General features: G+C 66.5%; 22 protein-coding genes and 1 pseudogene. 16 read left to right on the top strand and 7 right to left on the bottom strand.

Going from position 1 to position 25,443, the window contains the following annotated elements:
• Positions 1-6: 6 nt before the first annotated feature.
• The 11 genes from AO716_RS06105 to AO716_RS06055 all read left to right on the top strand — a co-directional run bounded on the left by AO716_RS06105 (position 7) and on the right by AO716_RS06055 (position 10,530).
• Complete coding sequence (locus AO716_RS06105) at positions 7-1,707, top strand: thiamine pyrophosphate-binding protein (RefSeq protein WP_055240060.1); 1,701 nt, start codon at positions 7-9, stop codon at positions 1,705-1,707.
• 163 nt (positions 1,708-1,870) lie between these two features.
• Positions 1,871-2,893, top strand: coding sequence for an iron-siderophore ABC transporter substrate-binding protein (locus AO716_RS06100; protein ID WP_055240059.1), 1,023 nt, complete (start codon positions 1,871-1,873; stop codon positions 2,891-2,893).
• Positions 2,890-3,981, top strand: coding sequence for a FecCD family ABC transporter permease (locus AO716_RS06095; protein WP_082413358.1), 1,092 nt, complete (start codon positions 2,890-2,892; stop codon positions 3,979-3,981). The genes AO716_RS06100 and AO716_RS06095 overlap by 4 nt, the downstream gene beginning before the upstream one ends.
• Positions 3,978-5,063, top strand: a complete 1,086-nt coding sequence (locus AO716_RS06090) for a FecCD family ABC transporter permease (protein ID WP_235472015.1) — start codon at positions 3,978-3,980, stop codon at positions 5,061-5,063. The genes AO716_RS06095 and AO716_RS06090 overlap by 4 nt, the downstream gene beginning before the upstream one ends.
• Positions 5,060-5,863 (top strand): ABC transporter ATP-binding protein, encoded by an 804-nt coding sequence (locus tag AO716_RS06085; protein ID WP_055240058.1) that lies wholly within the window; start codon positions 5,060-5,062, stop codon positions 5,861-5,863. The genes AO716_RS06090 and AO716_RS06085 overlap by 4 nt, the downstream gene beginning before the upstream one ends.
• 106 nt (positions 5,864-5,969) lie before the next feature.
• Positions 5,970-6,569, top strand: a complete 600-nt coding sequence (locus AO716_RS06080; protein WP_055240057.1) for a phosphatase PAP2 family protein — start codon at positions 5,970-5,972, stop codon at positions 6,567-6,569.
• A gap of 99 nt (positions 6,570-6,668) precedes the next feature.
• A complete protein-coding gene (locus AO716_RS06075; RefSeq protein ID WP_055240056.1) occupies positions 6,669-7,166 on the top strand; it encodes a hypothetical protein in 498 nt (165 codons plus the stop codon).
• Positions 7,163-8,158 carry a hypothetical protein gene (locus AO716_RS06070; protein ID WP_055240055.1) on the top strand — a complete coding sequence of 332 codons (996 nt, stop codon included), beginning with the start codon at positions 7,163-7,165 and terminating at the stop codon, positions 8,156-8,158. The genes AO716_RS06075 and AO716_RS06070 overlap by 4 nt, the downstream gene beginning before the upstream one ends.
• A complete protein-coding gene (locus AO716_RS06065) occupies positions 8,109-8,690 on the top strand; it encodes a hypothetical protein (protein WP_055240054.1) in 582 nt (193 codons plus the stop codon). The genes AO716_RS06070 and AO716_RS06065 overlap by 50 nt, the downstream gene beginning before the upstream one ends.
• Before the next feature lie 4 nt (positions 8,691-8,694).
• Entirely contained in the window at positions 8,695-9,126 is a 432-nt protein-coding gene (locus tag AO716_RS17690; RefSeq protein WP_055240053.1) for a hypothetical protein, read from the top strand.
• Positions 9,127-9,558: 432 nt separating this feature from the next.
• The gene (locus tag AO716_RS06055; protein WP_055240052.1) at positions 9,559-10,530 is read left to right on the top strand and encodes a D-2-hydroxyacid dehydrogenase; all 972 of its coding nucleotides are present in this window, start codon (positions 9,559-9,561) and stop codon (positions 10,528-10,530) included.
• A gap of 40 nt (positions 10,531-10,570) precedes the next feature.
• Here AO716_RS06055 and AO716_RS06050 read toward each other — a convergent pair whose 3' ends face one another.
• The 5 genes from AO716_RS06050 to AO716_RS06030 all read right to left on the bottom strand — a co-directional run bounded on the left by AO716_RS06050 (position 10,571) and on the right by AO716_RS06030 (position 16,959).
• A complete protein-coding gene (locus tag AO716_RS06050) occupies positions 10,571-12,283 on the bottom strand; it encodes an amidase (RefSeq protein WP_055240051.1) in 1,713 nt (570 codons plus the stop codon).
• On the bottom strand, positions 12,283-13,341 hold the full coding sequence (locus tag AO716_RS06045) for an agmatine/peptidylarginine deiminase (RefSeq protein ID WP_055240050.1): 1,059 nt from the start codon (positions 13,339-13,341) through the stop codon (positions 12,283-12,285). Before AO716_RS06045 ends, AO716_RS06050 begins: the two co-directional genes overlap by 1 nt.
• Positions 13,342-13,365: 24 nt before the next feature.
• The gene (locus tag AO716_RS06040) at positions 13,366-15,006 is read right to left on the bottom strand and encodes an amidohydrolase (RefSeq protein WP_055240049.1); all 1,641 of its coding nucleotides are present in this window, start codon (positions 15,004-15,006) and stop codon (positions 13,366-13,368) included.
• Positions 15,006-16,247: an MFS transporter gene (locus AO716_RS06035; protein WP_055240048.1), complete on the bottom strand. Its 1,242-nt coding sequence runs from the start codon at positions 16,245-16,247 to the stop codon at positions 15,006-15,008. The genes AO716_RS06040 and AO716_RS06035 overlap by 1 nt, the downstream gene beginning before the upstream one ends.
• Before the next feature lie 103 nt (positions 16,248-16,350).
• Positions 16,351-16,959: a TetR/AcrR family transcriptional regulator gene (locus tag AO716_RS06030; protein WP_055240047.1), complete on the bottom strand. Its 609-nt coding sequence runs from the start codon at positions 16,957-16,959 to the stop codon at positions 16,351-16,353.
• A 126-nt stretch (positions 16,960-17,085) separates the two neighbouring features.
• Here AO716_RS06030 and AO716_RS06025 point away from each other — a divergent pair, with 126 nt between their 5' ends.
• Together AO716_RS06025 and AO716_RS06020 are read left to right on the top strand one after the other, a co-directional pair.
• Entirely contained in the window at positions 17,086-17,553 is a 468-nt protein-coding gene (locus AO716_RS06025) for a hypothetical protein (RefSeq protein ID WP_055240046.1), read from the top strand.
• Between the two features lie 71 nt (positions 17,554-17,624).
• A complete protein-coding gene (locus AO716_RS06020; RefSeq protein WP_152969880.1) occupies positions 17,625-18,221 on the top strand; it encodes a hypothetical protein in 597 nt (198 codons plus the stop codon).
• 870 nt (positions 18,222-19,091) lie between these two features.
• On the opposite strand, the gene AO716_RS16955 is transcribed toward AO716_RS06020, so the two are convergent.
• On the bottom strand, positions 19,092-20,123 hold the full coding sequence (locus tag AO716_RS16955) for an EamA family transporter (RefSeq protein ID WP_082413356.1): 1,032 nt from the start codon (positions 20,121-20,123) through the stop codon (positions 19,092-19,094).
• 45 nt (positions 20,124-20,168) lie between these two features.
• Between AO716_RS16955 and AO716_RS06010 the strand changes: the two genes are divergently transcribed.
• The 3 genes from AO716_RS06010 to AO716_RS06000 all read left to right on the top strand — a co-directional run bounded on the left by AO716_RS06010 (position 20,169) and on the right by AO716_RS06000 (position 25,101).
• Positions 20,169-20,645, top strand: a complete 477-nt coding sequence (locus AO716_RS06010) for a MarR family winged helix-turn-helix transcriptional regulator (protein ID WP_055240116.1) — start codon at positions 20,169-20,171, stop codon at positions 20,643-20,645.
• Positions 20,646-20,745: 100 nt separating this feature from the next.
• On the top strand, positions 20,746-22,566 hold the full coding sequence (locus tag AO716_RS06005; protein WP_055240043.1) for a bifunctional metallophosphatase/5'-nucleotidase: 1,821 nt from the start codon (positions 20,746-20,748) through the stop codon (positions 22,564-22,566).
• 636 nt (positions 22,567-23,202) lie between these two features.
• A complete protein-coding gene (locus AO716_RS06000; RefSeq protein ID WP_055240042.1) occupies positions 23,203-25,101 on the top strand; it encodes an FAD-binding monooxygenase in 1,899 nt (632 codons plus the stop codon).
• A gap of 71 nt (positions 25,102-25,172) precedes the next feature.
• Here AO716_RS06000 and AO716_RS05995 read toward each other — a convergent pair.
• A pseudogene (locus AO716_RS05995) lies at positions 25,173-25,443 on the bottom strand (hypothetical protein); the annotation flags it as partial.

The following is a 25,443-nucleotide window of genomic DNA, read 5'->3' as shown; positions in this document are numbered from 1 at the left end:
AAACCAATGTCTGAACGGACGTCCGTTTCGGAGGCAGTGGCCTCTGCCGTTGCCGGGCACACAGCCGAGGTCTTCGCCCTGATGGGCAACGGCAATGCCTACTTCACTGATGCCCTGGCACGGCAGGGACGTGTCCGTATGACCGCCGTCCGTCATGAGGTGGCGACCGTTGCCTCTGCCGACGCGTACTACCGCGTCAGCAGGCGAATCGCGGCCGCCACGACCACCTACGGTCCTGGTTACACAAATGCACTGACCAGCCTTGCGGAAGCAGCGAAGTCCAGGACTCCGCTGGTCTTCGTTGTCGGTGGAGAACCGGCTTCCGGGCCGCGTCCCTGGGACGTAGACCAGGCAACCCTCGCTCAGGCTGTGGGGGCGCGGACCGTGACGGTAAGCGCATGCAGCCCGACGGCGGCAACACGGGCGGCATTCCGGCTGGCCGAGACGGACCGGCTGCCCGTGGTCCTGTTCATTCCCTACGACGTGGCCACTGCGCCGGCCGCCGAAGAGCCCGCAGCCGAGAACCACAGTGCGGCCGCCGCGGTGAATGGTCGTCTGGAGCCGGGGGAGGAGCCCGGGAATATCGACAATCCGGAGACCCGGAAAGCCCTGGACGAGGCCGTCCGCCTGCTCACCGAAGCGCGCCGGCCCCTTATCCTGGCCGGGCGGGGGGCCCGCAGCGCCAGGCTGTTACTGGCGGACCTGGCTGACAGGCTGGGTGCTCTCACCACCAGCTCCGCGCCCGCCCGGGGCACCTTCGCCGGACGGGACTACGACCTTGGTGTGTGCGGCGGTTTCGCGTCAGAGGACTCCGGTGAACTCATCCGCCAGGCCGATGCCGTCCTGGTAGTTGGCGCTGGTTTGAACCAGTTCACCACCGCCTTTGGTACCCAGTTCTCCTCCGACGCAGCGGTCATTCAGGTCGACATCCTTCCCGAACGGACAAACCCACTAGTCACAACGTTCATCCACGCCGAGGCAGCCCAGGCCACCGAGGCGCTGCTCGATCGCGTGGGGAGCCACGCCAAACCGTCCCAGCCGTGGGACGGTGCTGCGGAACCTGCCCGGAGCTCGAAGCTGAACTACCAGCGGGATTCCGGGACCGGGCAGGCACCCGACGGGCTTCTGGACCCCAGGACCTGCATGTCCCGACTTAATGAAATACTCCCGGCCCACCGCCAGGTCGTCTCCGACGGGGGACACTTCATTGGCTGGTCCAGTTACTTTTTCGACCTGCCGGAACCTGACAGCCTCACAATGGTCGGGACGCAATTCCAATCGATCGGGCTCGGTTTCCCTTCGGCTCCTGGAGCCGTCCGGGCCAGGCCTGATGCCACCACCATCGTCGTCACGGGTGACGGAGGAGGGCTGATGGGGTTGCCGGACCTGGACTCCCTGGTCCGAACCGCCAGCAGCGCCGTCGTCCTCGTCTTCAACGACGCATGCTACGGCGCGGAGATCCACCAATACGGCTCACAGGGCCTGGATCAAGAAATCATGGAGATAGACCAAATCGACTTCGCGAAAGTTGCAGAGGGATTTGGTGCTGCCGGACTGGCGGTCCGCAGCATGGATGACCTGGAGCGGGTCAGCGAGTGGGTTGATGAAGGGGCACGCGGAACCCTCGTCGTCGACCTGCGTATCTCCCCGAGCATCGTGGCGCCGTATATCCAGGAAATCGTCGAGCTGACGCTGAAAAGGAACTGAGGCTAATTAGGACATCTTTGTGTCACCAAATTGCCCTCCAGTCGCAGAACAGCTTAGGCTAACCTTGGTTAGCCTGCCCTAAGTACGTATCCGGAGCGTCGCAGGAAGGCTTCCGCCGGCCCCAATCGGGGCCGGCCCGAACCTGCACCAAAGGAAACGACTCTTGCGCTCCTCCAAACTCGCTGCGCTCTCAGCCGCCGCTCTGCTCACCGCATCCCTCGCCGCCTGCTCCTCCACACCGGCCGAAAGCCAGGCCGCACCCGAAGGCGACTGGGAAACCATCACCATTGAACACGCCCTGGGCACCGCCGTCATCGACGAAAAGCCGGAACGCGTGGCCACGGTCAACTGGGCCAACCACGAAGTTCCGCTGGCCCTGGGCGTTGTGCCCGTGGGCATGGCCGCCGCGAACTTCGGCGACGACGACGGCGACGGCATCCTCCCGTGGGTCGAGGAAAAGCTCGAGGAACTCGGCGGCGAAGCACCGGTGCTGTTCGACGAGAACGACGGCATCGACTTCGAAGCCGTAGCCGACACCCAGCCGGACGTCATCCTGGCCGCCTACTCCGGCCTGACCCAGGAGGACTATGACACCCTGAGCGAAATCGCCCCCGTGGTTGCCTACCCGGAAACCGCCTGGGGCACCTCCTGGCGCGAAATGGTCGAGTACAACTCCACCGCCCTGGGCCTGGCCGAGGAAGGCGAGCAGCTGGTCGCTGACCTGGAGCAGGAAATGACCGACGCCGCCGCCAAGTTCCCGTCCCTGGCCGGCAAGTCCGCCATGTTCATGACCCACGTGGACACCACGGACCTCAGCGAAGTCAGCTTCTACACCACGCACGACCCGCGCACCCTCTTCTTCGAAGACCTGGGCATGAGCGTGGCAGACAGCATCGCCAAGGCCTCCGCCGAAACCGAGAAGTTCTCCCTCACCCAGAGCGCCGAGCAGGCCGATGCCTTCAGCGACGTGGACATCATCGTCACCTACGGCGGCGGGGAACTGATCACCGCACTCGAATCCGATCCGCTGCTCTCCCAGATCCCCGCCGTCGCCAACGGCGCAATCGTCACCCTGCCCGGTGACAACCCGCTGGGCACCGCAGCCAACCCCACCCCGCTGGCGATCAGCTGGGTGCTGAACGATTACCTGACCGTGCTCGCAGAAGCAGCCGACGCCGCCAAGTGACACACCCTTCCCGCCCGGCTGCCCCGGACGCCGCCCCCGCACCCGAAAACCAGGACTCACCGGAGTCCCTGGCTTCCGGAACTGCGGCACGGCGCCCGGGGCGGCTGCGCGCCCTCTGGCTCGCCGCCGCCGTCGTACTCCTGAGCCTGCTGATGCTGGCCTCGGTCACGGTGGGGGCGCGCGACGTCGACTGGGCGGACATTGTTGCCGCACTGGGCGGCTCGGCAGACGGCTTCAGCGAGGCCGCCGTGGCCAAACGCATTCCCCGCACCCTGCTGGCCGTGCTCGCCGGTGCAGCGCTGGGCGTCGCCGGAGCCGTGATGCAGGGCGTCACCCGCAATCCGCTGGCCGACCCGGGCATCCTGGGCGTGAACATGGGTGCCTCCCTCGCCGTCGTGGTGGGCATGGCTTTCTTCGGCCTGACCGCCGCCAACAGCTTTGTCTGGGCCGCGATCCTGGGTGCCGGAATCACCGCTCTGTTCGTCTACTCGGTGGGCTCGCTGGGCCGCGGCGGCGCCACCCCGCTGAAACTCGCCCTGGCCGGCACCGCGATCTCTGCGGCGCTGGCATCCTTTATCTCCGCCGTTGTGCTGCCGCGGAACGACCTTGCCGGGGGAGTGCGGTCCTGGCAGATCGGCGGCGTGGGCGGCGGATCCTTCGACGCGATTGGGCAGGTGCTGCCGTTCCTCGCCGTCGGATTCCTGGTCTGCCTGATCACCGCCCGGTCCCTGAACTCCCTGGCCCTGGGCGATGAACTCGCCGCCGGCCTCGGCGAACGCGTCGCCCTGGCCCGCGGCACCGCAGCCCTAGGCGCCGTGCTGCTCTGCGGCGCCTCCACTGCAGTGACCGGCCCCATCGCCTTCGTGGGCCTAATGGTGCCGCACGCCTGCCGGCTGCTCACCGGCGTTGACCACCGCTGGCTGCTGCCCTTCTCCGCCGTCGCCGGGGCCGCCCTGGTCACCGCCGCGGATGTACTGGGCCGAATCATCGCCCGTCCGGCGGAAATCGACGTCGGCATCATCACCGCGCTGATCGGCGCCCCGTTCTTCATCTGGATTGTCCGCCGGCAGAAAGTCCGAGCCCTGTGAACGTCTCCTCCTCCACGGCCCCGGACGCGGCCCCGGATCTGTCCGCCGGCAGCAGCGCCACCATCGCCGCCGTCGTCCGCGGCCGCCGGAACCGCGGCCTCCGCCTGCGCACCGTCGTGACCGTCCTGACCATTCTGATCTTGGCGGTCTTTGCACTCAGCGTGATGGCCGGACGCACGTTCTACCCGCTCGGCGACGTGCTGCGGGTGGTTTTCGGTGAGGATGTGCCCGGTGCCTCCTTCGCCGTCGGACGCCTGCGACTGCCCCGCGCGGCACTGGCCGTGCTCGCCGGCGCCAGCTTCGGCCTGGCCGGCGTCGCGTTCCAGACCATGCTGCGCAACCCGCTGGCCAGCCCGGACATCATCGGCATCAGCTCCGGCGCCGGTGCCGGTGCCGCCTTTGCAATCGTGGGGCTGGGCCTGGGCGGAGCATCGGTGTCCCTGTTCGCGATCACCGCCGGGCTCGCCGTCGCGCTGGTCGTCTACGCCCTGTCTTACAAGGCCGGCGTCGCGGACACCCGGCTGATCCTGGTGGGCATCGGCATCGCCGCGATGCTCGAATCCGTCACCGCGTACATCCTGAACCAGGCGCCGGACTGGGAACTGCAGGAAGCCATGCGCTGGCTCACCGGCAGCCTCAACGGCGCCTCGTGGAACCAGGCCCTGCCCGTGCTCGCCGCACTGCTGGTCTGCGGCCACGTGCTGCTGAGCCAGGCCCGCAACCTCGGCGCCACCCGGCTGGGCGATGACACCGCCTCCGCCCTCGGCGTGCGCGTGGGCCGCACCCGGCTGGTCATCATCATCGCCGCCGTGCTGCTCATCTCTTTCGCGACGGCAGCCACCGGACCCATCGCGTTCGTCGCCTTCCTCGCCGGGCCGATCGCCGCCCGGCTGGTAGGCCCCGGCCCGTCGCTGCTGGTCCCCGCCGCCCTGGTAGGCGCGCTGCTGGTCCTGGTGGCCGACTTCTGCGGACAGTACACCTTCGGCACCCGCTTCCCGGTGGGAGTGGTGACCGGCGTGCTCGGCGCCCCCTACCTCGTTTACCTCATTGTCCGCGTCAACCGCGCAGGAGCCTCACTGTGACCGCTGCCCACACCCTCGCCGTCGAAGGCCTCACCCTGGGCTACGGAGACCGCACGGTCATCGAGTCCCTGGACCTGCTGGTTCCGCCGGGCCAGGTCACCGCCGTCATCGGCGCTAACGCCTGCGGCAAGTCCACGCTGCTGCGCTCAATGTCCCGGCTGCTCGCCCCGAAGAAGGGGCACGTGCTGCTGGACGGCAAGGAGGTCCACCGGATGCCTCCCAAACAGCTGGCCCGCACGTTGGGCCTCCTGCCACAGTCCCCGGTGGCACCGGAAGGCATCACTGTCGCGGACCTGGTGGGCCGCGGCCGGCACCCGCACCAGCGGCTGCTGGCGAGGTGGAATGCGGAGGACGACGCCGCCGTCGCCGCCGCGCTGGACGCCACGGAAACGGCGGGGCTGGCCGAGCGCTCCGTGGACGAGCTCTCCGGTGGGCAGCGCCAGCGCGTCTGGATCGCCATGGCCCTGGCCCAGCAGACGGACCTGCTGCTGCTTGATGAGCCCACCACGTTCCTGGACGTCAGCCACCAGGTGGAAGTCCTGGACCTGCTCACCGACCTGAACCGCAGCCGCGGCACCACGATCGTGATGGTGCTTCACGACCTGAACCTGGCCGGCCGCTACGCGGACCATCTGGTGGCCATGGCCGACGGAAAGATCCTCGCCGCCGGTACCCCTGCCGAAGTACTCACTGAGGACAACGTCCGGGCGGTCTACGGGCTGGAGAACCGGGTCATCACCGACCCTGCCTCCGGCAAGCCGCTGGTGCTGCCGCTGGGCCGGCACCACGTGGTTGGCTGACACCGGGGCAGGGCTGGGGGCTGCCGTTTCCTACCGGGCGGCTGCCCTAACTGTGAACCGCGTGTCAGGGAACCTGTCAGCAGGCGCCCGGACCTAGACTCATCTGATGCCCGAAACGCCGCTGTCCACCCGAACACCCCCTCCCGCCGTCGCCGGCGTCGTCACGGAAATCTTCGCTCCCGCGGTCCTGGTCGGCGTTCTCCTGCTGCTGCAGCCCGTGCTGACACCCGGAGTGACCTGGCTGCACGGGATAGTGGCGGCAGTGTTCACGGTCGGGCTGCCCTTCGCCGGGATCCTGTGGCTGAAGCGGCGCGGCTCCGTCACAGACCACCACATCGGCGTGCGCTCGCAGCGGGCACCGGTCCTGCTGGGCGCCGTCGTGTCCCTGGTTGTTGGTGCGCTGCTGCTGGCTCTTCTGGCTGCTCCCGCTGCCCTGTTCGGCGAGATCGGCGGCGTATTCATCGGATTGGTCCTCTGCCTGGTGGCCAACCTTTTCTGGAAGCTTTCGGTGCACTCCGCCGTTGCAGCCTATGTGGGACTGGCACTGCTCGCGCCGATCCCGGCGCTGGGACCGGCGCTGGCGCTTCTGCTCGCCTCAGCAACGGGCTGGTCCCGCATACAACTCGGCGCCCACACGCCAACACAGGTCCTGGCCGGCCACGCCGCCGGCTGCATTGCGTTCGCCGCCGCGCTGCTGCTTCCCTGATTGCATTCTTTTTTGCTGGAGCCAATGTGGGATAGGGTCGCAGGGTTTAGTCTCTGGGCCACAGGCACAGAGTCCGGAAAAGACATGACGGGGAATTGAATGGCAGTGCGTTTTCGAAAGTCTGCCGGCGGGGACCGGGCCGCATCAGAAACCGCGGTCGCGTCCCTGGGCCTGGGTCAGCACGTCACCTTTGAAGAATTGCTTGACGTCGTTTCACAGGCGCACGGCAAACCGATCGAAATCCGGGAAATCGACAACTCGGCCATTCCCGCCGTCACGGGGCTGTGGATCGAAAAAGAAAAGAAGTCGATCATTCTTGTGCCGTCCGGGGACAACCGGCTGCACCGAACCCACGCAGCCTGCCACGAATTCGGCCACATCCTGCTGCGTCATCAGGGTTGCGGGGGAGTTGAAACGGCAAACCCGTCAGTCTTCCAGCACATTGGCAGCCGCAAGGGCATCAAACGGATGCTGGCGCGGTCGCTCGACTGGAATGAAACCGAGCGCGCAGCAGAGCACGTTGCCTATTTGCTGTCCCTGGCGCTGCTGCCGAAGGAGCCGGCCAGCCCGAGCGACTTCGAGCGAACCTTCCTGTGACGGCACTGCAGGTAATCCCTGTCCTGGTCCTCTGGTCCGTGGTCGGGGTCCGGCTGCTCGGCCTCGCGTTCGGGTGGAAACCCGGGATCCTCGGAGCAGTCTTTCTTGTTGCCCTCGCCGCTACGCTGAATATCGATCCGGTGTACCTCGCCGTCGACCGTTATCTGGGCGGCTGGAACCTGCTGAACCTGATCGTCCATCTGCTGATGGGCATCGGTATGACCGACCTCAGCAGGCTGCTGCTGCGGGTCACGGGCAGGGCCAGGCGAATAAAGGTGCTGATCTGCGTCGGCGCGGTGCTGGCCGCAGCCCAGATGGTGCTGCTTCTGATCTCCAATACCCAGGGATCTGCCGCCTCCTTCACCGACACCTTCGGTGACCAGCCGACCATCGCGCTCTACCAGGGAACCTTTTTCGCCTGGTTCGGCATGATCTCGGGCTACACCGGTGTGGAAACGCTGCGCCGGGACCGTGCAGGGGAGTCCCGGACCTTCCGGATCGGCTTCGATCTGCTCAGCGCCGGGTGCTTTGTGGGTGTTGCGGCAGCTGCCCTGAAAATGTTTGAGATAAGCACCGAAATCCGCGGCGGCGGCGAGAATTACGACGACGCGCTGATCCTCGGGTACCGCATCCTCCTGGCTGCCATGGTTACCGGGTTCGCAGTCGGGTTCATCCTTCCCACCATCGGACGTATCCGGTCAGCACTCCGGGCACGGGCTGTGCGGAGATCGGACCTGGACGCGCTGCGGCCGATCGTCCGGCGCCTGATGGAGACCAGCGAAGGCCAGCGGTCCATGGGGGCTGCAAGCATCTCCCTGGAATCCCGGACATCCAAGACCCAGCTGTACCGTTGGTTTATCTTCATCGGCGACATCCGGGTCCTGGATCCGAAGCTGCTCTCCCAGCAGGAAAACCGCACCATTGACGAGATAGGCACAAGGATTGAGCACCACCATTCACCAGCCCGGAACACGGCGGCCTCTGGCGTCTAGTTATTCCAGGCTCCTGCAGCCCGCCCTGCTGCTGGCGGTGCTCGTGATCCTTGCGGGGTTGAAAGCCGGGATGTCTCTCCTGGGCGTTGCCGCGATCCTGGCGGGAATCGTGGGTGTCCCGGCCCTGCTGTACAAGGGGTCCAAGGGCCTCTTCCGCCGGTGGGGGCTGCCGGACCGGGCACGGATCATTCTGCTCGCCGTGCTGACTTTGGCCAGCACCATCGCCTGCTTCGTCCTTCCGCTCCCGGCACCCGTGCCGCTGACTGTAGCGGCAATGTTCCTGGGCAATGCGTCGCTGGCAATCTTCCGGCGGTGGCTGAATGTCTCCGCACATGTGTCGGTTGTGACGTTCACAGCGCTGTGGGTTACGGCTATGTTTGGGGGTGTCTGGGCGTGGCTGTTGATATCATCACCGTTGATGATGGTCAGCCGGGTTCAGCTTCGTGAACACACCTGGCCGGAGGCGCTGTCAGGCGCAGCACTTGGTGTGGCAACTTTCTGCTGTTTCCTCGCGGCAACAACTTGGAGCTAACTTCGTGAACGAACTCGATCTTCCCCCGGACCGCCAGGCGGCCGTCCGGCGAGCTGAAATCCTGGCCCGGAAGATCAATCTCCTGCTCGACGTGATCATGTCCGATTCGGGCAAGCCCTTCGATTACCCGGCCATCCGCGACGGCGCCCAAAAGGCGGGCTATTACCTTTCCCGCACCCGTTGGTCGCTGCTGAAATCCGGCAAGGAGCAGGTTGTTCCCGACGAAGCCCTGCGTGCGATTGCCGCTGTTTTCGACGTCGACCCGGAGTACCTGATTCAGGACGGCGGCAAGCTGCCCGAACGCGTGGAAGCCGAGCTTGAACTCATCCGCAGCATGCGCCGCGCGGAAGTGCGCAACTTTGCTGCGCGCGCCCTTGGGCCTGTGGACCCGGAAGCGCTGCGGGCGATCGCCAAAATCCTGGACGAAGACGACTAGCCTTTTCCCTCCCCGGAAATCTTTGACCCATCTACTAAGCACTGCTATGGTTTCACTCATGTCTCACACATGTGTGAAACACGAGTGATGCTGTGGAATGGCGGACGGGGAAGTGCCCGCCCCAACGGCGAAGCTGAGGACATTATGTGGTTGGGGGACCACGTCCGCGGCTTCGGCCTGAGGGACGCTACGTGTCCCGAGGGCTGCGCACCCCGTCCGCGTTTCCCAGCCACTGCCAGGACCTGGTGTTCCGGCGATCAAGCAGGATCCACTGCCCATGGGGGTGTCAGTGGAGATTGCGGGTAAAAGCCAGCGAAGCATATTCGCTGGCTTTTGCTGTGTCCGGGCCGGGTAGGGACTGCAGGCGTCGGCGGCCCGTCCGGCGTCGTAACCTATGCGCGTTCCACCGCCTGCATCGCCTAGCCTGAGCGCATGGCTAAACCTGTGCTGACAATCCTCACCGGCAACCGCTCTGTCACGGGGTTGGAACGCCTCGAAGAACTGGCCGAGGTGCGCCTGGCTGAAGATGCCACGGCGCTCGCCGAAGCGCTGCCCGGCACCGAGATTGTGTACCTGTGGAACTACTTCGCCGACGGCCTCCGCCAGGGCTGGGAGCGGGCCGATTCCCTGAAATGGGTCCATCTTCCCGCCGCCGGCGTGGACAAGCTGCTGTTCCCGGAGCTGGCTGCTTCTGAGGTCACCGTTACCAACGCCCGCGGGATCTTTGACGCTGCCATGGCAGAATACGCGCTGGCCGGAATCCTCTATTTCGCCAAGAACTTCCCGCAGGCCGGCCGCAACCAGCGCGAACGTCGCTGGAAGCATTTTCCTACTTCCAACCTGGGCGGGAGCCGGGCGCTGGTGGCCGGTACCGGAAGCATAGGGCGGAGCACCGCGCGGCTGCTGCGCGCCGTCGGAATTGAGGTTGACGGGATGGGGCGTACAGAGCGCGACGGCGATGCAGACTTTGGTGCCGTGTTCGCCAGCCGGGACTTCGCAGCGGTTGCCGGTGACTACGACTACGTGGTGCTGGCCGCGCCGCTCACCGACACCACCCGGGGCATGCTGAACCTGGATGTACTCTCAGCCATGCGCCCGAGTGCAGTGGTGGTGAACATGGGCCGCGGCGCACTAGTGGACCAGTATGCCCTGCAGTCAGCTCTGGCTGCCGGCACAATTGGCGGAGCGGTTCTGGACGTTACGGATCCGGAGCCGCTGCCCGGGTCGGACCCGCTCTGGGGCCTGGACAACGTGCTGATCACTCCGCATCTGTCCGGTGATTCCCGCACGCACCTGCCTGCCATGGCAGAACAGTTTGAAGCCAACCTGCGGGCCTACATCGCGGGCCGGCCGCTGGTAAACGTGGTGGACAAGCAGCTGGGGTTCGTTCCGGCGGGGTCTTAGGGGGCGGGAATTCCGGGGGCAGTCCTACAGCCGCGGAGTCCTACAGCCGCGGAGTCCGGGGCGGCTCGGTCCGGCGGGAACCGGTCGCCTCAAACGCAGCGCCAAACCTGAGCAGCGCGTTGTCATCCCAGCCTCGGCCGGCAAAGGTCAGCCCCACGGGCATACCGGTATCAGCCGTGGTGCCCATGGGCACCGTGACAGTCGGAATCCCCAGATGCCTCGGAACCAGGTTGCCGTTGGCTACCCACACACCGTTCCGCCAGGCAAGCGCGGCCGAATCCGGGTTTACATCCGCATCCGCCGGACCCACGTCAGCTACTGCAGGAAACACCACGGCATCCAGTCCAAGCGAATCCATCCACACCTCCAGATCCACGCGCCGGGTTTCCTCCAGTCCGCGCAGGCCCCCGGCGAGGTGCGGAATCTCGGTGAATGATTCCACCGGATGGTTCCGCACATGGTCCGGGTAGTTGGCGATGTCGTCGTCGAACCCGGTGTACTGATCCGGCAGGGCGCCCTCCGGGTGCGGGAAGATTGCGTCGCCGTCCACGTCCGCCAGCGTATTCAGGTTCGGGTCGCCGTTGGCCGCGAGGAAGTCATCCCACGCCCAGGCAGAAAGGTCCACGATCTCGCGGTGCAGGAACTCGGGACTTACCAGCCCGCGGGTGGCAATGGTCGGAGCGCCGGGCCGGTCGCCTTCGTAGTTGGAAACCACGGGGAAGTCGACCTCCACCACCTCGGCGCCGGCAGCTTCCAGATCCCGGCGGGCGGCCCGCCACAGTTCAACCACCGATTCCCGGGTTTCAATGCGCTGCCCGGTCGGCCCGCCGATGCCCGGGGAGTCCGCCGTGCCGGCGTCGGGATCGGCGTTGATGTACATCTTCGGCACACCGAAGCGCTTCCCGGCCAGCACTGCGCGCGCGGCTTCCGGCGCAGGGACAGCCAGGCCAGCGTACGACGGCGGACGCACCGACGACGCGGACGGAATCTCCACCCAGGGCTGGGCGCGCCAGAAATCTCCCCGGGTTTCGGCGTCGTCCGCGACGATCACGTCCAGGACCTCCAGCAGGTCCGCCATGGTCCGGGTGTGAGGGACCACCACATCCATGGTGGGAACCAGCGGCCAGTTCCCGCGGATCGAGATCACCCCGCGGGAGGGGGTGTACGCGCAGAGAGCATTGCACGACGCCGGTGCCCGCCCGGATGACCACGACTCCTCACCCAGTCCGAACGCCGCGAAGCTGGCTGCCGTGGCCGTTCCGGATCCATTGGAGGATCCGGAGGCGAAGGCAGAGGTCAGAAAGTCAGCGCTGTACGGGCTCTCCGCGCGGCCGTAGAGGCCACGCTGCATGCCGCCGTTGGCCATCGGGGGCATATTCGTCAGACCGATCAGCACCGCACCGGCGTTCCGCAGCCGGGAAATGGTGAACGCATCCTCCTGCGCCACCAGGTCAGCGAAGGCAGGGGAGCCGGCGGCCACGGTGAGCCCGCGGACCTTGAAGCTGTTCTTCGCCGTGTAGGGGATGCCGTCCAGCGGGCCCAGGGACTCCCCGCGGGCGCGCCGGGCGTCGGAGGCTCGCGCCTCGGCCAGCGCCTCCGGATTCCGGACAACGACCGCGTTCAGCTGCGGACCGGACTGGTCGTAGGCCTCGATGCGGGCCAGATACGCGAGCACCAGCTCTTCGCTGGTGGTCTTCCCGGACTCCAGCGCCTCCCGCAGTTCGGCAATACCGGCCTCAACGACGTCGAACATCAGGCGCCTGCCTCGCGGCCGGCACCCAGCGCAGCGGGCTGCTGCTGGGTGATGCAGTGGATGCCGCCGCCGAACTCGAAGATGTCCCGGGCATCGACCAGTTCGATTGTCCGCCCCGGGTAGGCGCGGCCCAGGATCTCAGCGGCAGCGGCGTCGTTCGGGTCGTCGAAGGCACACAGCACCACCACGTTGTTGGCGACGTAGTGGTTGATGTAGGAGTAGTCCACGAAGCCGTCGCCCGCGTCGATCACGGTGGGGGCGGGCACGTCGATGAGCTCCAGCTTCCGCCCGCGGGCGTCCGTTGCTTCTTCCAGTACCGCGCGGATTTCCTGCATGACCTCGTGGTCCGGATGCGCCGGGTCATCCTGCCGGTGCAGCAGGACGGTGCCGGGGGAGGAGAAGCACGCCACGATGTCCACGTGGCCGCGGGTGCCGAACTCGTCGTAATCCCGGGTGAGGCCGCGCGGCAGCCAGATCGCCTTCGACGTGCCGAGTCGGGCATGGACTTCGGCTTCGACGGATTCCCGGGTGGCTCCGGGATTGCGTCCCGGATCCAGCTGCACCGTCTCGGTGAGCAGCACGGTGCCTTCGCCGTCGGTGTGGAATCCGCCTCCCTCGTTGACCAGCGTGCTGGCGTGCACCGGCGTTCCGGCCTGTCCGGCCACGAACCGGCCCAGCTGCGAGTCCTTGCCCCAGGCCGCCCAGTCCTGTGCGCCCCAGCCGGTGAAGATCCAGTCCACGGCGGCAATGCTGCCGTCCGCCGTGTGTACAAACGTCGGGCCGGAATCCCGCAGCCAGGCGTCATCCAGTTCGGCGGCCACCACTTTGATCCCGTCGCCGAGGGATTCGCGGGCCGCGTCGAGGTCCGACGGATCGGCCAGGACACTGACCGGTTCGTAGCGGGCAATGGTGCGGGCGACGGCGGACCAGGCGGTGCGTGCCCTCTCCAGCGTGTCGCTGCCCGGTTCGCCGAAGGTGTCATTCGGCCGGGGAAATGCCATCCAGGTGCGTTCGTGCGGTGCCCATTCGGCGGGCATGGAAGTGTTGCTCGAAGACATTGCGGGAGGTTCCTTCGGGGTCGTTTAGCTCAGGGTAGCGGCAGCGGCGTCGAACACTGTCTCGCCGCCGGTAACGGTCAGTAACACGGCGTTGACCAGCAGGTTCTCTGCCGGTGCGGTGAGCGGGTTGGTTGCCAGGACGGTGAAATCGGCGCAGTAGCCGGGGGCGATCCTGCCCTGGCTCGTCTCGGACCGGCAGGAGAACGCGGCGTCCCGGGTGGCGTGGCACAGCGCCTCGCCCAGGTCCAGGGCATACTGCGGGAGGTTGGCCGGCAGGCCGGGTTCCAGCGCCGATTTCCGTGTGGCCGCCACATAGAGGTTGGGCAGCGCCTGGTACGGGGCTGTCGGCGCGTCAGTGCTGATCGCCAGGGTGGCTCCGGCAGCGGTGAACTCCGTCCACGGATAGGCGCGGTCCACCCGGGAGTCGCCGAGCACCGCCTGCCAGTTTGCCTGGATGGCCGGGTCCGCGTGCACGGGCTGGACGGAGGCAACGACGCCGAGGTCCGCCAGCCGCTGCACGTTGGCTTCGGTGACGGTTTCCAGGTGTTCGATCCGGTGCCGGCGGTCCCGCGGACCGTTCGTGCGGACGGCATTCTCCAGCGCATCGAGGGCGATGTCCGAGGCTTCGTCGCCGATGGCATGCAGGGCCACCTGCAGGCCCGCGGCATCCGCGGCCGCCACGACGGGCAGCAGTGATTGCCGGTCCCAGATGGGTCCGGCGCTGCTGCCGTCCGCATACGGTTCCTTCATGGCGGCGGTGCAGCTGTCGATCACGCCGTCCACAATGATCTTGATTCCGCACAGCTGCAGCCACTCCGCGGCCGGGCTCGCGGTGAGCTGACGGGAGATTTCCAGGGCCCGCTCCACCTGGGCCAGGTTCTCCTCAGGGCTGTCGGTGCGGTGGATCAGCCAGTGTCCCTTCACCCGCAGCGGGAGCCTGCCATGGCGGCGGGCGAGGGCACGCTGGAACGCGGCGACGTCGTCGTCCTGCACCGCCATGTCCACGGCGCCGGTGACGCCGGCGGCAGCGTAGTGCGCGAAGGCGGAATCGAGCCAGGAATCCCGGTCTTCGTCGGTGGCGGCGTTCGCGAGGGCGGGCCAGACGATCTGCACCGCAGCGGTTTCGTAGAGCATGCCGTCCGCATTGCCGTTGGCATCCCGGCCGATCCGACCGCCGAGCGGGTCCGGGGTGCCGGAGCCGATACCCAGTTCCGCCAGGGCAGCGCTGTTCACCCAGACAGAATGCACGTCGTTGGAATCCAGGTAGACGGGGCGGTCGGGGACCGCGGCGTCGAGGAGTTCGCGGGTGGGCTCTGCGCCGTCGAGGGCACTGTGCAGCCACCCGGCTCCGAGGATCCGGGGTGCATCGGGTGTGTCCCGGACCGCCTGCCGGAGCCGTTCCTGCAGCTCAGCGAGGTTTCCGGCGTCGCGCAGCTGAACCTTGCCCAGGGACTGGCCGGTCATCAGCAGGTGCGTGTGCGCGTCGATGATGCCTGGCAGGACGAACGCCCCGCCCAGGTCGACCGTGCCCGCTCCGGTCCCTGCCGCCGCGGCAGCAGCAGCTGCGTCGCCAACGTAGCGGAACTTCCCGCCGTCGGTCACGAAGGCTGCCGCGGACTGGCCGCCGGCGGTGAAGACCGTGCAGTTTGTGTAGAGCGTGCGCATCAGACGGCCGCCGCTTCGGTTTCCGGGGCGGACGCGGCTTTTTCAGCGCGGACCGAGTACCGGGAGATGCCCAGCAGCGGAACCATGAGTACCAGCGTCATGACTGCCAGTACGACGCCGAGGGTCGGGTAACCGGCCGACGCCGAGATGGCGGTGCCCATAAACGGAGCGAAGGAGGAGCCGATGAGGTAGACGCCCAGTGCCGGGGCGGACCATTTGCCGGAGGCATCCAGGGCGGCGGCAATGGCAATGATGTAGACGAACGCGATCAGGTACAGCGTGTTCCAGATAATGATCACGGCCATGTAGGTTCCGGAGTCCTCCACCATGCCGGAGATGTACTTCATGGCAGCGCCTGCCGCCAGCACAACGGCGAGCGGAACGGTGCGGCCCAGCCGGCGTCCGGCCAGCGCCACCAGGGCCGATCCCACGAGCCCGCCGAGGGTGGAGAGGCTGAGTACCAGGCCCATGCCGGTCTCATCCAGTCCGGCCTGGTCTGCGCCCATGGTGGCGGCAACGGCCCAGAGCGAATCCTCGCTCAGACCCCAGAGGGCAAAGCAGACCAGCAGGCCCAGGCCGGCGAACGTGGCGGAACGGGAGGGTTTCGCGGAAACAGAGGTTCCGGCGCCGGCAGCGACGCCGAGGGCTGCCGCGGCGGCAGCGGGCTCCGCCGTCGGGCGCTCCGGCAGCCAGCCGGTGACCAGGAGAGCTGCCAGTGCGAGCCCGGCGAACAGGCCGAACGCGCTGCCCATGCCGGCGCCCAGGACGGGAATGACCAGCAGGACTAGGGAGACGATGGCCCGGTTGCTGAAACCGCTGATGCCGGAGGCACGGTCAGGGTTGCGGAGTGCGCCAAGCGCAGCGCCGCCGGCAGACACCGCGCCGCCGGCGCCGAGGCCGCCCAGGATGATGCCCGCGATCACCACGGGTTCGGAGGGAATGAACGCTGCGGCGCCGAAGCCTGCTGCCGTGAGTGCCAGACCGGTGCGGGCGATGACGTAGCGACCGGAGGCTGCGGCCCAGCGTGAGGTGAGCAGGCAGGAGAGCGCACAGGCCAGGAGCGACGCCGTCATTAGCGTTCCCGCTGCCGTGACTGAAAAGTCCAGGTCCTCCGTGAGGGCGACGATCATGATCGGGACCAGATTGGCGGTCATAAAACCGACGACGCCGATGCCAAAGACAGCTACGGCGCGCTTTGCGGTCAGGGGAACACGTCCCTGCGCGGATTGGATCTGGTCCATGGCTCTCCTCGGTGCGTGCAGTGAAGTAAATGAATGGTTTTCATTTACTCTCAGGCACGAACCATGGGTAGCGCAATAGAAAACGAAAGGCTTTCAGTTAAGTTTATGTAAACTCAAGCGCCCGCAGACCGCTGATGAACACTTCGAGTCCCAGTTCGAAGGCCGCCTCGGACCGCCCTTCCACTGTGTAGGGGATGTCCAGCGCCCGGTGCAGCGCGGGGAAAGAACCGGCCGGCGGTGCCCAGACAACTGCCGGAGCGGTCAGCTCCATGGCGGATCCCAGCACCAGGTTGTCGATCAGGGACAGGGCGGCCATGATCCGTTCCGGCGGCAGGCCGGCCTGCTCCAGCGCGGCCGCCATGGTGTCATAGGCGGACAGTGCACCGGGGTCCTCCACGGTCTGCGTCAGGATCAGCGGAACCAGCCGGGGATGGGCTGCGATGCAGTCCCGGTAGGCGCGGATGACGGCGCGGAGGGCCTCATCCCACGGCAGGTCCTCCACAGGTACCTGCAGCTGCTCGGCGAAAACCTGGGCGCGGATCAGCTCGATGATGTGTTCGCGGTTCTGGATGTGGTTGTAGAGCGAGGACTGGCTGACCTCCAGCCGCTTGGCGATGCGGGGAAAGCTGAAGTTGCCGCTTTCATCAATGAGGTCCAAGGCGGTGCTGACAATTGCCTCTACCGAGAGCAGCGGCGAACGGGGGCGGGGCATCGAGCAAACTCCTTGGTTGGTGGTGTCCCATAATCTACCGGTCCGGCCGGGTCCGGGGTTCGGTACCATCCGGCGCAACGGGCTCCGCCTCTCCCCGGAGCCGGCGGTTGCCGCTAGGCTCCGGGCATGGGATGGGCAGAGTTTTGGGGTGCAGCGGCCGGGTGGGCGATTATCTGGATTCCTGTGCTTGGGCCCCTGGGGATCCTGACGACGGCGGTGATTGCCTATTTCGCCTACCGGCAGAAACTCGAGGCTGACCGCCGTGCGCAGTGGTGGGTCCGGGCGCAGTGGGCGCTAGAAGCCTCACTGAGTGCGAACCCGCGGCGCTCACTGGCCGGGCTCGCGGTGCTGAATGACCTGAAGACTTCATCTCTGGCCACGAAGGAGGACCGGGAGCTCTTCCGGCTGATCGCGCTGACGGCGCGGGATGAACTGGCTGGAACTTCATCCCTCCGGGCGCCGGCTAGTTCCCAGCAGGCGCAGCCCGCGGGCGCGGAAGAGCTCATCCGGGAGCAGGTGGAACGGCTGCTCCTCGACGACCACCCCGGGCAGCCGGTCGGGTCCACTCCGGCTCCGCCTGAAGTGGCGCGCTAGGAGAAGGTCCGTTCCTGACCTGCGCGGGTATGGCCTCCCGGCACCGTCATCCGGGAAAGGTCCTTGCCGGGGTGCGACTGCCGCTCCTACCGTTGAAGAACCCGGAACTCATTGACCCTGCGGGCAGTGCCTGCGGTGTCCGGACCCGCGAGGCAACCATGGGAATCCAGCCGAACGACCCGATGTACAACTACAACCAGGGCTACCCAGGGGGTCGGCGGTCCAACCAGGGCTGGGGCATGGCGCTCGCCGGCCTGATCCTGGGAATCATCGCACTTGGGCTGTTCTGGATTCCGGTCATCAACTTCCTGGCACTGGTGCTGGCGATCATTGGCCTGGGCCTGTCCATCGCGGGCCTGGTGATCGCGGTGCGCAACCAGAGTTCCGCCAAGGGCCTGTCGATTGCAGCGGTCATCGTCTCGGGGATCGCGTTCCTGCTCTGCGTCGCCAGCACCTTCCTGTGGTCGGCACTTTTCAGCGCAGTCGATGATGACTCCACCCGGCGGACCCCGGCGCCGGCCGTTACGGTGACCAGCCCGGCCACAACAGACGGAACGACGCCGTCGGTGTCCCCATCTGCCCCGGGCACCGGCGGAACCGGCACCGGCGGGACCGGAACCAGCGGTGCAGCAACTGGTTCGGCGGCCACCTCGAGCCCGACTCCATAGTCAACTCCCTGATCCGGCATCAGCAAAGACTTTTCGGGACGGGCCATTGCAGTGGTGTTGGCCCCCTTTTACGGTGATTAGACCCGGAATCATCGACCCCGCAGGCTGGGAAGGGCACGAGTCCAGGTCCTTTTCGCGGCGGTGTCCCAACCTCAGCGAGGCGAGTCATGGGCACACAACCGAACGATCCGATGTACGGCTACGGTCCGGGACCATATCCGCCGCCCATGCAGGACAACCAGGGCAGGGGACTGGCACTTGGCGGCCTGATCGTAGGCATTGTTGCGCTGCTCCTCTGCTGGGTCCCGGTTGTAGGGCTGGTGCTGGCGCTGGTGGGGCTGGGCCTGGCAATCGCGGCACTGGTGATTGCGGTCCGTCGCCGGACATCAGCGAAGGGCCTGGCCATTGCAGGCACCGTGGTTTCCGGCGTCGCGCTCATTGCGGCAATCGTCGTGGCCGCCTTCCTCTCGGCCGTCATCACGTCCATCAGCGATTCAATAGAGAGCGCCTCGCCGTCGGCCAGCGGAACCAACCCGGCGACGTCGACCCCTTCGACAGGCACGGGATCTGCGTCCGCAACCGCTACGGCCGCGGAACTGCTGCCGATTGGCACAGCAGCTGAAGTCGGCGAGTACACGGTGACGGTTTCTAGCGTGCAGCTTGATGCCACGGCCGCGATCCTTGGGTTCAGCGAACTGAATCAACCGCCAGACGGCCAGTACGTCCTGGTGACCCTCGACGTCGTCTACAACGGCAACGAAGAAGGCGACCCATGGCTGGACCTGACAGCAAACTTCGTCGGATCAGACAGCCGGCAGTACGACGAATCCACCTGCAGCGCTGTCCTGGATCTCGAAGGGACCTCGGTTCCTACCCTCGAGAACGGCGGCGCAGCACAGTACGAGGTGTGTATGGATGTTCCTGCCGCAGCGCTGCCGGGACAGCGGGTGCTGGTCGAGGAGACCTTTGGCCTGACGCGGCCGCTCGAGGCGAGCTGGCGGACCGAATAGCACGCGGCAGCCGTGGACCGGCCAACCGGGCGTCTCCGGGGCGGCGCCCGGCGACGTTCACCGCTATGAGCGCGCCGAGGATCAGGCCCAGGCCTGCCAGCTGACCTGCGGTGAAGGATTCCCCCAGCACCGCCGCTCCGGCAACAGCCGCGACCACGGGGCTGAGCAGGGACAGGAAACTCACCTCGGAAGCCTGCAGCCTGGCGATGCCGCGGAACCACAGCCAATACGCCGCCACCGTTCCAGCCACGGCCAGGTAGAGGTACCCGCCCAGGTTCACCGCCGTAAACGCCGGCAGCCTGAAACCTTCGACGGCGAGCATCACCGGTACCAGGAAGGTCCCGCCAGCCACGAGCTGCCATCCAGTCGAGACCAGCGGCCCAACCGGCGGACGCCAGCGCTTGGTCAGCACAATCCCCGTGGCCATGGAGAATGCGCCGCCCAGCGCGGCAAGCACTCCAAGGGCGTCCAGCCGTGCCCCGGCCTGCAGGACCAGCAGTCCCACACCGACCACGCCGCCCACTCCAGCGGCCAGCTTTACCGGCGTCAGGCGTTCGCCAAGCAGTCCCGCGGCCAGGGACGCGACGATCAGCGGCTGTACGGCACCGACCATGGCGGCCACACCGCCGGGCAGCCGGTAGGCAGCCACGAACAACAAGGCGAAAAAGATGCCGAAGTTCAGCACGCCGAGCACTGCGGACTTCCACCACCAGGCACCCTGCGGCAGCCGTCGTAGCAGGATCAGGAGCAGCAGTCCTGCGGGCAGGGACCGAAGCACGGCTGCGAGCAGCGGGCGGTCCGGGGGAAGGAGCTCGGAGGTGGCGAGGTACGTCGTTCCCCAAATAGCCGGTGCGAGTCCGGTCACGATGAGCAGGTTCAATTTGCTAAGCACTTAGCAATAATTACTTAAGCGCTTAGCAATGTCTAGACTGTGGGCATGACTGACCACGTGGAAGCTGTCCTGGCCCAGTGGGCCGCTGAACGTCCGGACCTGGATGTCTCGCCGATGGCGGTTCTTGGCCGGCTCAGCCGCACCTCCCGCCGGGTGGATGCCGAACTTGCCGGCACCTTTGCCGCACACAACCTCGACGCCGCGAGCTTCGACGTCCTGGCAACCCTCCGCCGCGCCGGTTCCCCGTTCACGCTCAGTCCCAAGGACCTCGCCGCGCAGTCAATGGTGACCTCTGCCGCCGTCGCCCAGCGGCTCAACCGGCTCGAGGCCAGGGGGCTGGTCTCCCGCTCGCGGAACAACGATGACGGGCGCGGAACGCTGGTCAGCCTCACTGCTGCGGGCAGGAAACTGATCGACGGGGCCCTGCCGGACCACGTTGCCACCGAACACCGGCTGCTTGAGCCGCTCACCGCCGTCGAACGCCAAACCCTGGCCGAACTGCTGGGAAAACTCGGAGGCTGAGGGCACCCAAACGGCTTCCGGGGGTTCCGGCGGCGTGCCCAAGGGGGTAAGGCTGCCTAAGTAAGTTTTGACCGCACCACCCCCAAGGAGCTGGTTTTCCGTGCCATCCGATTCCATCCGGCGTCCCGCCCGCGCGGCCACCGTCCTGGCGGCAGCCTGTGCCGCTAGCCTGATTCTTATGCCCTCCGCAACAGCCGCCCCCGGAAACGGGAATGGCGGCAAGCCCGGCCATGCCGGGAAGGACCAGACCGCGAACGTGACCGTTATGGGTACCTCGGACCTGCACGGCTACATCGAAAACTGGGACTACTACAAGGACGCGGAGTACGACGACGCTGCCGGCAACGATGTTGGCCTCGCCAAGATTTCGGCGCTCGTCAACCAGGTGCGTGCAGACCGCGGACGGTCCAATACCCTGCTGATCGACGCCGGGGACACCATCCAGGGAACGTCGCTGACCGACTACTTCGCCAACGTGCAACCCATCACCGAGACCGGCGAAACCCACCCGATGGCCGCAGCCATGAATGCCATGGACTACGACGCCGCAGCCCTGGGCAACCACGAGTTCAACTACGGCACCGAACTGCTGGACCGGTTCGAAGAGCAGGTGGACTTCCCGCTGCTCGCCGCGAACGCGGTGGACTGGAACACCGGCGAGGCGGCCTTCAGCCCGTACATCATCCAAACGGTCAAGCCGAAGGGCAACAAACCCATCAAGGTGGGCATCCTGGGCCTGACCAACCCCGGCATCGCCATCTGGGACAAGGGCAACGTGGAAGGAAAGCTGCGATTCCCGGACCTGGTGGAAACCGCTGCCAAGTACGTGCCGCAGATGAAGGCCGCCGGTGCCGACGTCGTGGTGGTCAGTGCGCACTCCGGCACCTCCGGTACGTCCTCCTACGGTGATGAGCTGCCGCTGGAGAACGCGGCAACCCAGGTGGCCGAGGAAGTGCCCGGCATCGACGCGATCCTCGTGGGGCACGCGCACCAGGAAATTCCCGAACGTTTCGTCACCAACAAGGCGACGGGGGAGCAGGTGCTGCTGACCGAACCGCTGAACTGGGGAATGCGGCTGTCCGTCATGGACTTTGAACTGGCCAAGGTGCGCGGGAAGTGGCAGGTTGAATCGGCGTCGGCCTCCCTGCTTAACGCGAACACCGTGGAGCCGGATCCGGTGGTCTCCGCGCTGGTCAAGGATGCACACCAGCGGGTGATCGACTACGTGAACACCCCGGTGGGCACGGCGACTGAAACAATGCCTGCGGCCGAGTCCCGATACCGCGACACAGCGGTGATCGACTTCGTCAACGAGGTCCAGACCGACGCCGTGGAGCGCGCGCTGGCAGGAACCGAGAATGCCGATCTGCCCGTGCTCTCTGTCGCGGCGCCGTTCAGCCGGACGGCCGTGATCCCCGAGGGGCCCGTAACCATCCGTGACATCGCCGGGCTGTACGTCTTCCCGAACACCCTCTATGCCGTCGAAATGACCGGTGCGCAGATCCGCGACTACCTCGAATACTCGGCCAAGTACTTCGTGCAGACTGCGCCGGGTACTCCCGTTGATCCGGAAACCCTGACCAATGCGGACGGGACCCCTGACTACAACTACGACATGTTTTCCGGCATCTCCTACGACATCGACATTTCGCAGCCGGTGGGGGAGCGGATCACCAACCTGGCGTTCGACGGTGCGGCGCTGGATGATGCCCAGCGCTTTGCCGTGGCGACGAACAACTACCGCCAGTCCGGCGGGGGAAACTTCCCGCACATTGCCGACGCCCCCGTGCTGCTGAACCAGCAGACCGAGATCCGTGAGCTGCTGATCGACTACGTGGTGGCGAACCAGGTGATCGATCCGGCGCTGTTTGCTGAAGAGAACTGGCGGCTCGTCCGTACCGGGGAGCCGGTGTTCGGGTAGGGGTCTGCTTGTTGGGGTGATCGTTTCGTCCCGGTCCCGGGGCCGGATCCGGGGCCGGTGCCGGGGCCGCGACTCTGACCGTACCCGTGCCTGTGCCTGCGCCGGCCGCGGGTTCCGGTGCGGTGCCCGTGTCCGTGGCGCGCCCGTGGCGCGGGTGCGGCCGGGTGGTTCGGTGTGGCGTGTGGGACCGGCGCCATTCTCCTCCGTTTCGGGACAATCCTGCCGCGGCGGGACATTCCTGCCGCGGCGGGACATTCCTGCCGCGGCGCCGCGCAGGAAAGTCCCAAAACGGCAGGGGTGTCCCAAACTGCAGGGAAGCGGGGGTGCAGGCCGTCCCAAAGCGGCAGGGATGTCCCAAACCGGAGCGGAACGTGTTGCCGGGCCAGCCCAAAATGGCAGGGATGTCCCAATGTGGAGCGGAACCCCGTATGGGGTCGCCCAAAAACGCCAGGCGAGTGACTGCGACGTCGTTGGGTTAGCGACCGCTGTCACATTTGCAGCCGTGTTGTGACGTGCGTCATGCCTCCAGTACAGTGTCTGGACAGACCGTAATTCGACTATGGAACCACCTGTTCGATTATCGAACAGCATCTAGTTCGAATACCTGGCACCATTCCACAGAGAAGTGAGGACACCGTGCAGTTCCACCACCACGGCTACGTTTCCGGAGATCCGCGCATTGAGCCGGCGGCCGGCGTCGGACTCGACCGGCCGGACGAGCTTCCCGACGAAGTTGACGTCCTGATCGTAGGTTCCGGTCCTGCCGGAATGCTCGCCGCCGCACAGCTGTCCCAGTTCCCGAACATCACCACGCGCATTATCGAACGCCGTGACAGCCGCCTGGTCATCGGCCAGGCCGACGGCATCCAGGCCCGCAGCGTGGAGACCTTCCAGGCGTTCGGTTTCGCCGAGGAAATCATCGCCGAGGCCTACCGGATCACCGAAATGTGCTTCTGGCGCCCGGACCCGGAGAACCCGGAGAACATCGTCCGCTCCGGCCGCGCGCTGGATGACCCTACCGGCATCAGCGAGTTCCCGCACCTGATCGTGAACCAGGCGCGGGTACTGGACTACTTTGCCCGGTTTATGGCGAACTCCCCGGCGCGCATGAAGCCGGACTACGGCTATGAATTCGTTGACCTGGAGGTCGACGACGACGCCGAGTACCCGGTCACCGTGACCCTCCGCCACACGGCAGGTCCGGCTGAAGGCAGAGAACGTACGGTCAAGGCCAAGTACGTGGTGGGCTGCGACGGCGCACGAAGCAAGGTGCGGCAGTCAATCGGCAGCACCCTGGCAGGCGATGCAGCAAACCACGCCTGGGGTGTCATGGATGTCCTGGCCTCCACCGATTTCCCGGACATCCGGACCAAGTGCGCCATCCAGTCCTCCAACGGCGGCTCGATCCTGCACATCCCCCGGGAAGGCGGACACCTGTTCCGCATGTACGTGGACCTGGGCGAAGTCCCCGAAGGCGACAACGGCGCCGTCCGTCAGACCAGCATCGACGAGATCATAGCCAAGGCCAACGCCATCCTGCACCCCTACACGCTGGATGTGCGCAACGTGGCCTGGCACAGCGTCTACGAGGTGGGCCACCGCCTCACCGACCGGTTCGATGACGTCCTGCCGGAGCATGTCGGCAAGCGCACTCCGCGTGTTTTCATCACCGGCGACGCCTGCCACACCCACAGCGCCAAGGCCGGCCAGGGCATGAACGTTTCCATGCAGGACGGGTTCAACATCGCCTGGAAGCTCGGCCACGTGCTGGACGGACGCGCCCCGGAGAGCCTGCTGTCCACCTACTCTGCGGAGCGCCAGGTGGTTGCCAAGAACCTCATCGACTTCGATAAGGAATGGTCCACCCTCATGGCCAAGAAGCCGGAGGAGTTCGAGAACCCCTCCGATCTGGAGGACTTCTACGTCCGCACAGCGGAGTTCCCCGCAGGGTTCATGACCGAGTACGCCCCGTCCATGCTGATCGGTGAAGCCGTTCATCAGGACCTTGCCGCCGGCTTCACCATCGGCAAGCGCTTCAAGTCTGCTCCGGTGCTCCGGGTCAGCGACACCAACCCGCTGCAGCTGGGCCACCAGGCCAAGGCCGACGGACGCTGGCGGATCTACGTCTTCGCAGACGCCGCACCTGCCGGTACGCCGTCGCCGCTGACCGAGCTTGCCGACTGGCTGCAGAACGCACCGGAATCCCCGCTCGCTGCCCAGCCCGCCGGCGGAGACGACGACGCATGGTTCGACCTCAAGGTCATCTACCAGCAGGACCACACGGAAATCGACATCAATGCCGTCCCGCAGGTCTTCAAGCCGCAGGTTGGACCGTTCCGGCTGACCGACCTGAACAAGGTCTACGGCACCAACCCCGAGGACGACATCTTCGACCTGCGCGGCCTGGACCGTAACGGCGTGATGGTGGTGGTCCGGCCGGACCAGTACGTTGCCAACGTGCTGCCGCTGACCGCGACAGCGGAGCTCGGCGAGTTCTTCGCCCCGCTGCTGCCGGCACGCCAGCCGCAGCACTAAGTACACATAAACAAAGGACGACGGCGGCACCCGCGCGGGTGCCGCCGTCGTCCTTTTTCTTCGGCCAGGGGTTAGGCGTGCCGGCCCTTCCGTCCGCCAAAGAACAGAACCAGGCCCGCTGTCAGGAGCAGGACAGCGACGGCGCCAATTGCCAGTGCGCCGGCCGATCCGGTTGCTGCCAGAACGGAACCCGGTGCGGAGGCGGGCGCGGAAGAAGCATCCGCCGCTGACGCCGAGGGAGCACCCGGATTAGTGCCTCCCGCAGCTGGAGCGCCGGACGGGTCAGCCGAGGGAACCACTGCCGCCGGCTCCGTCGGTTCGCTTGGCTCCACAGTCGGTTCG

Origin of the sequence: Arthrobacter sp. Edens01, assembly GCF_001307035.1 — a bacterium.
Lineage (GTDB): Bacteria > Actinomycetota > Actinomycetes > Actinomycetales > Micrococcaceae > Arthrobacter_B.
The sequence above is the reverse complement of the archived record's forward strand: the minus strand, read 5'-3'. Positions and strand labels throughout refer to the sequence as shown.

Bases quoted from the DNA above. Each gene is read 5' to 3' on its own strand.
- AO716_RS06105 (WP_055240060.1), top strand. From the start codon at position 7: ATGTCTGAACGGACGTCCGTTTCGGAGGCAGTGGCCTCTGCCGTTGCC.
- AO716_RS06080 (WP_055240057.1), top strand. From the start codon at position 5,970: ATGCCCGAAACGCCGCTGTCCACCCGAACACCCCCTCCCGCCGTCGCC.
- AO716_RS06075 (WP_055240056.1), top strand. From the start codon at position 6,669: ATGGCAGTGCGTTTTCGAAAGTCTGCCGGCGGGGACCGGGCCGCATCA.
- AO716_RS06055 (WP_055240052.1), top strand. From the start codon at position 9,559: ATGGCTAAACCTGTGCTGACAATCCTCACCGGCAACCGCTCTGTCACG.
- AO716_RS06050 (WP_055240051.1), bottom strand. From the start codon at position 12,283: ATGTTCGACGTCGTTGAGGCCGGTATTGCCGAACTGCGGGAGGCGCTG.
- AO716_RS06045 (WP_055240050.1), bottom strand. From the start codon at position 13,341: ATGTCTTCGAGCAACACTTCCATGCCCGCCGAATGGGCACCGCACGAA.
- AO716_RS06040 (WP_055240049.1), bottom strand. From the start codon at position 15,006: ATGCGCACGCTCTACACAAACTGCACGGTCTTCACCGCCGGCGGCCAG.
- AO716_RS06035 (WP_055240048.1), bottom strand. From the start codon at position 16,247: ATGGACCAGATCCAATCCGCGCAGGGACGTGTTCCCCTGACCGCAAAG.
- AO716_RS06030 (WP_055240047.1), bottom strand. From the start codon at position 16,959: ATGCCCCGCCCCCGTTCGCCGCTGCTCTCGGTAGAGGCAATTGTCAGC.
- AO716_RS06025 (WP_055240046.1), top strand. From the start codon at position 17,086: ATGGGATGGGCAGAGTTTTGGGGTGCAGCGGCCGGGTGGGCGATTATC.
- AO716_RS06010 (WP_055240116.1), top strand. From the start codon at position 20,169: ATGACTGACCACGTGGAAGCTGTCCTGGCCCAGTGGGCCGCTGAACGT.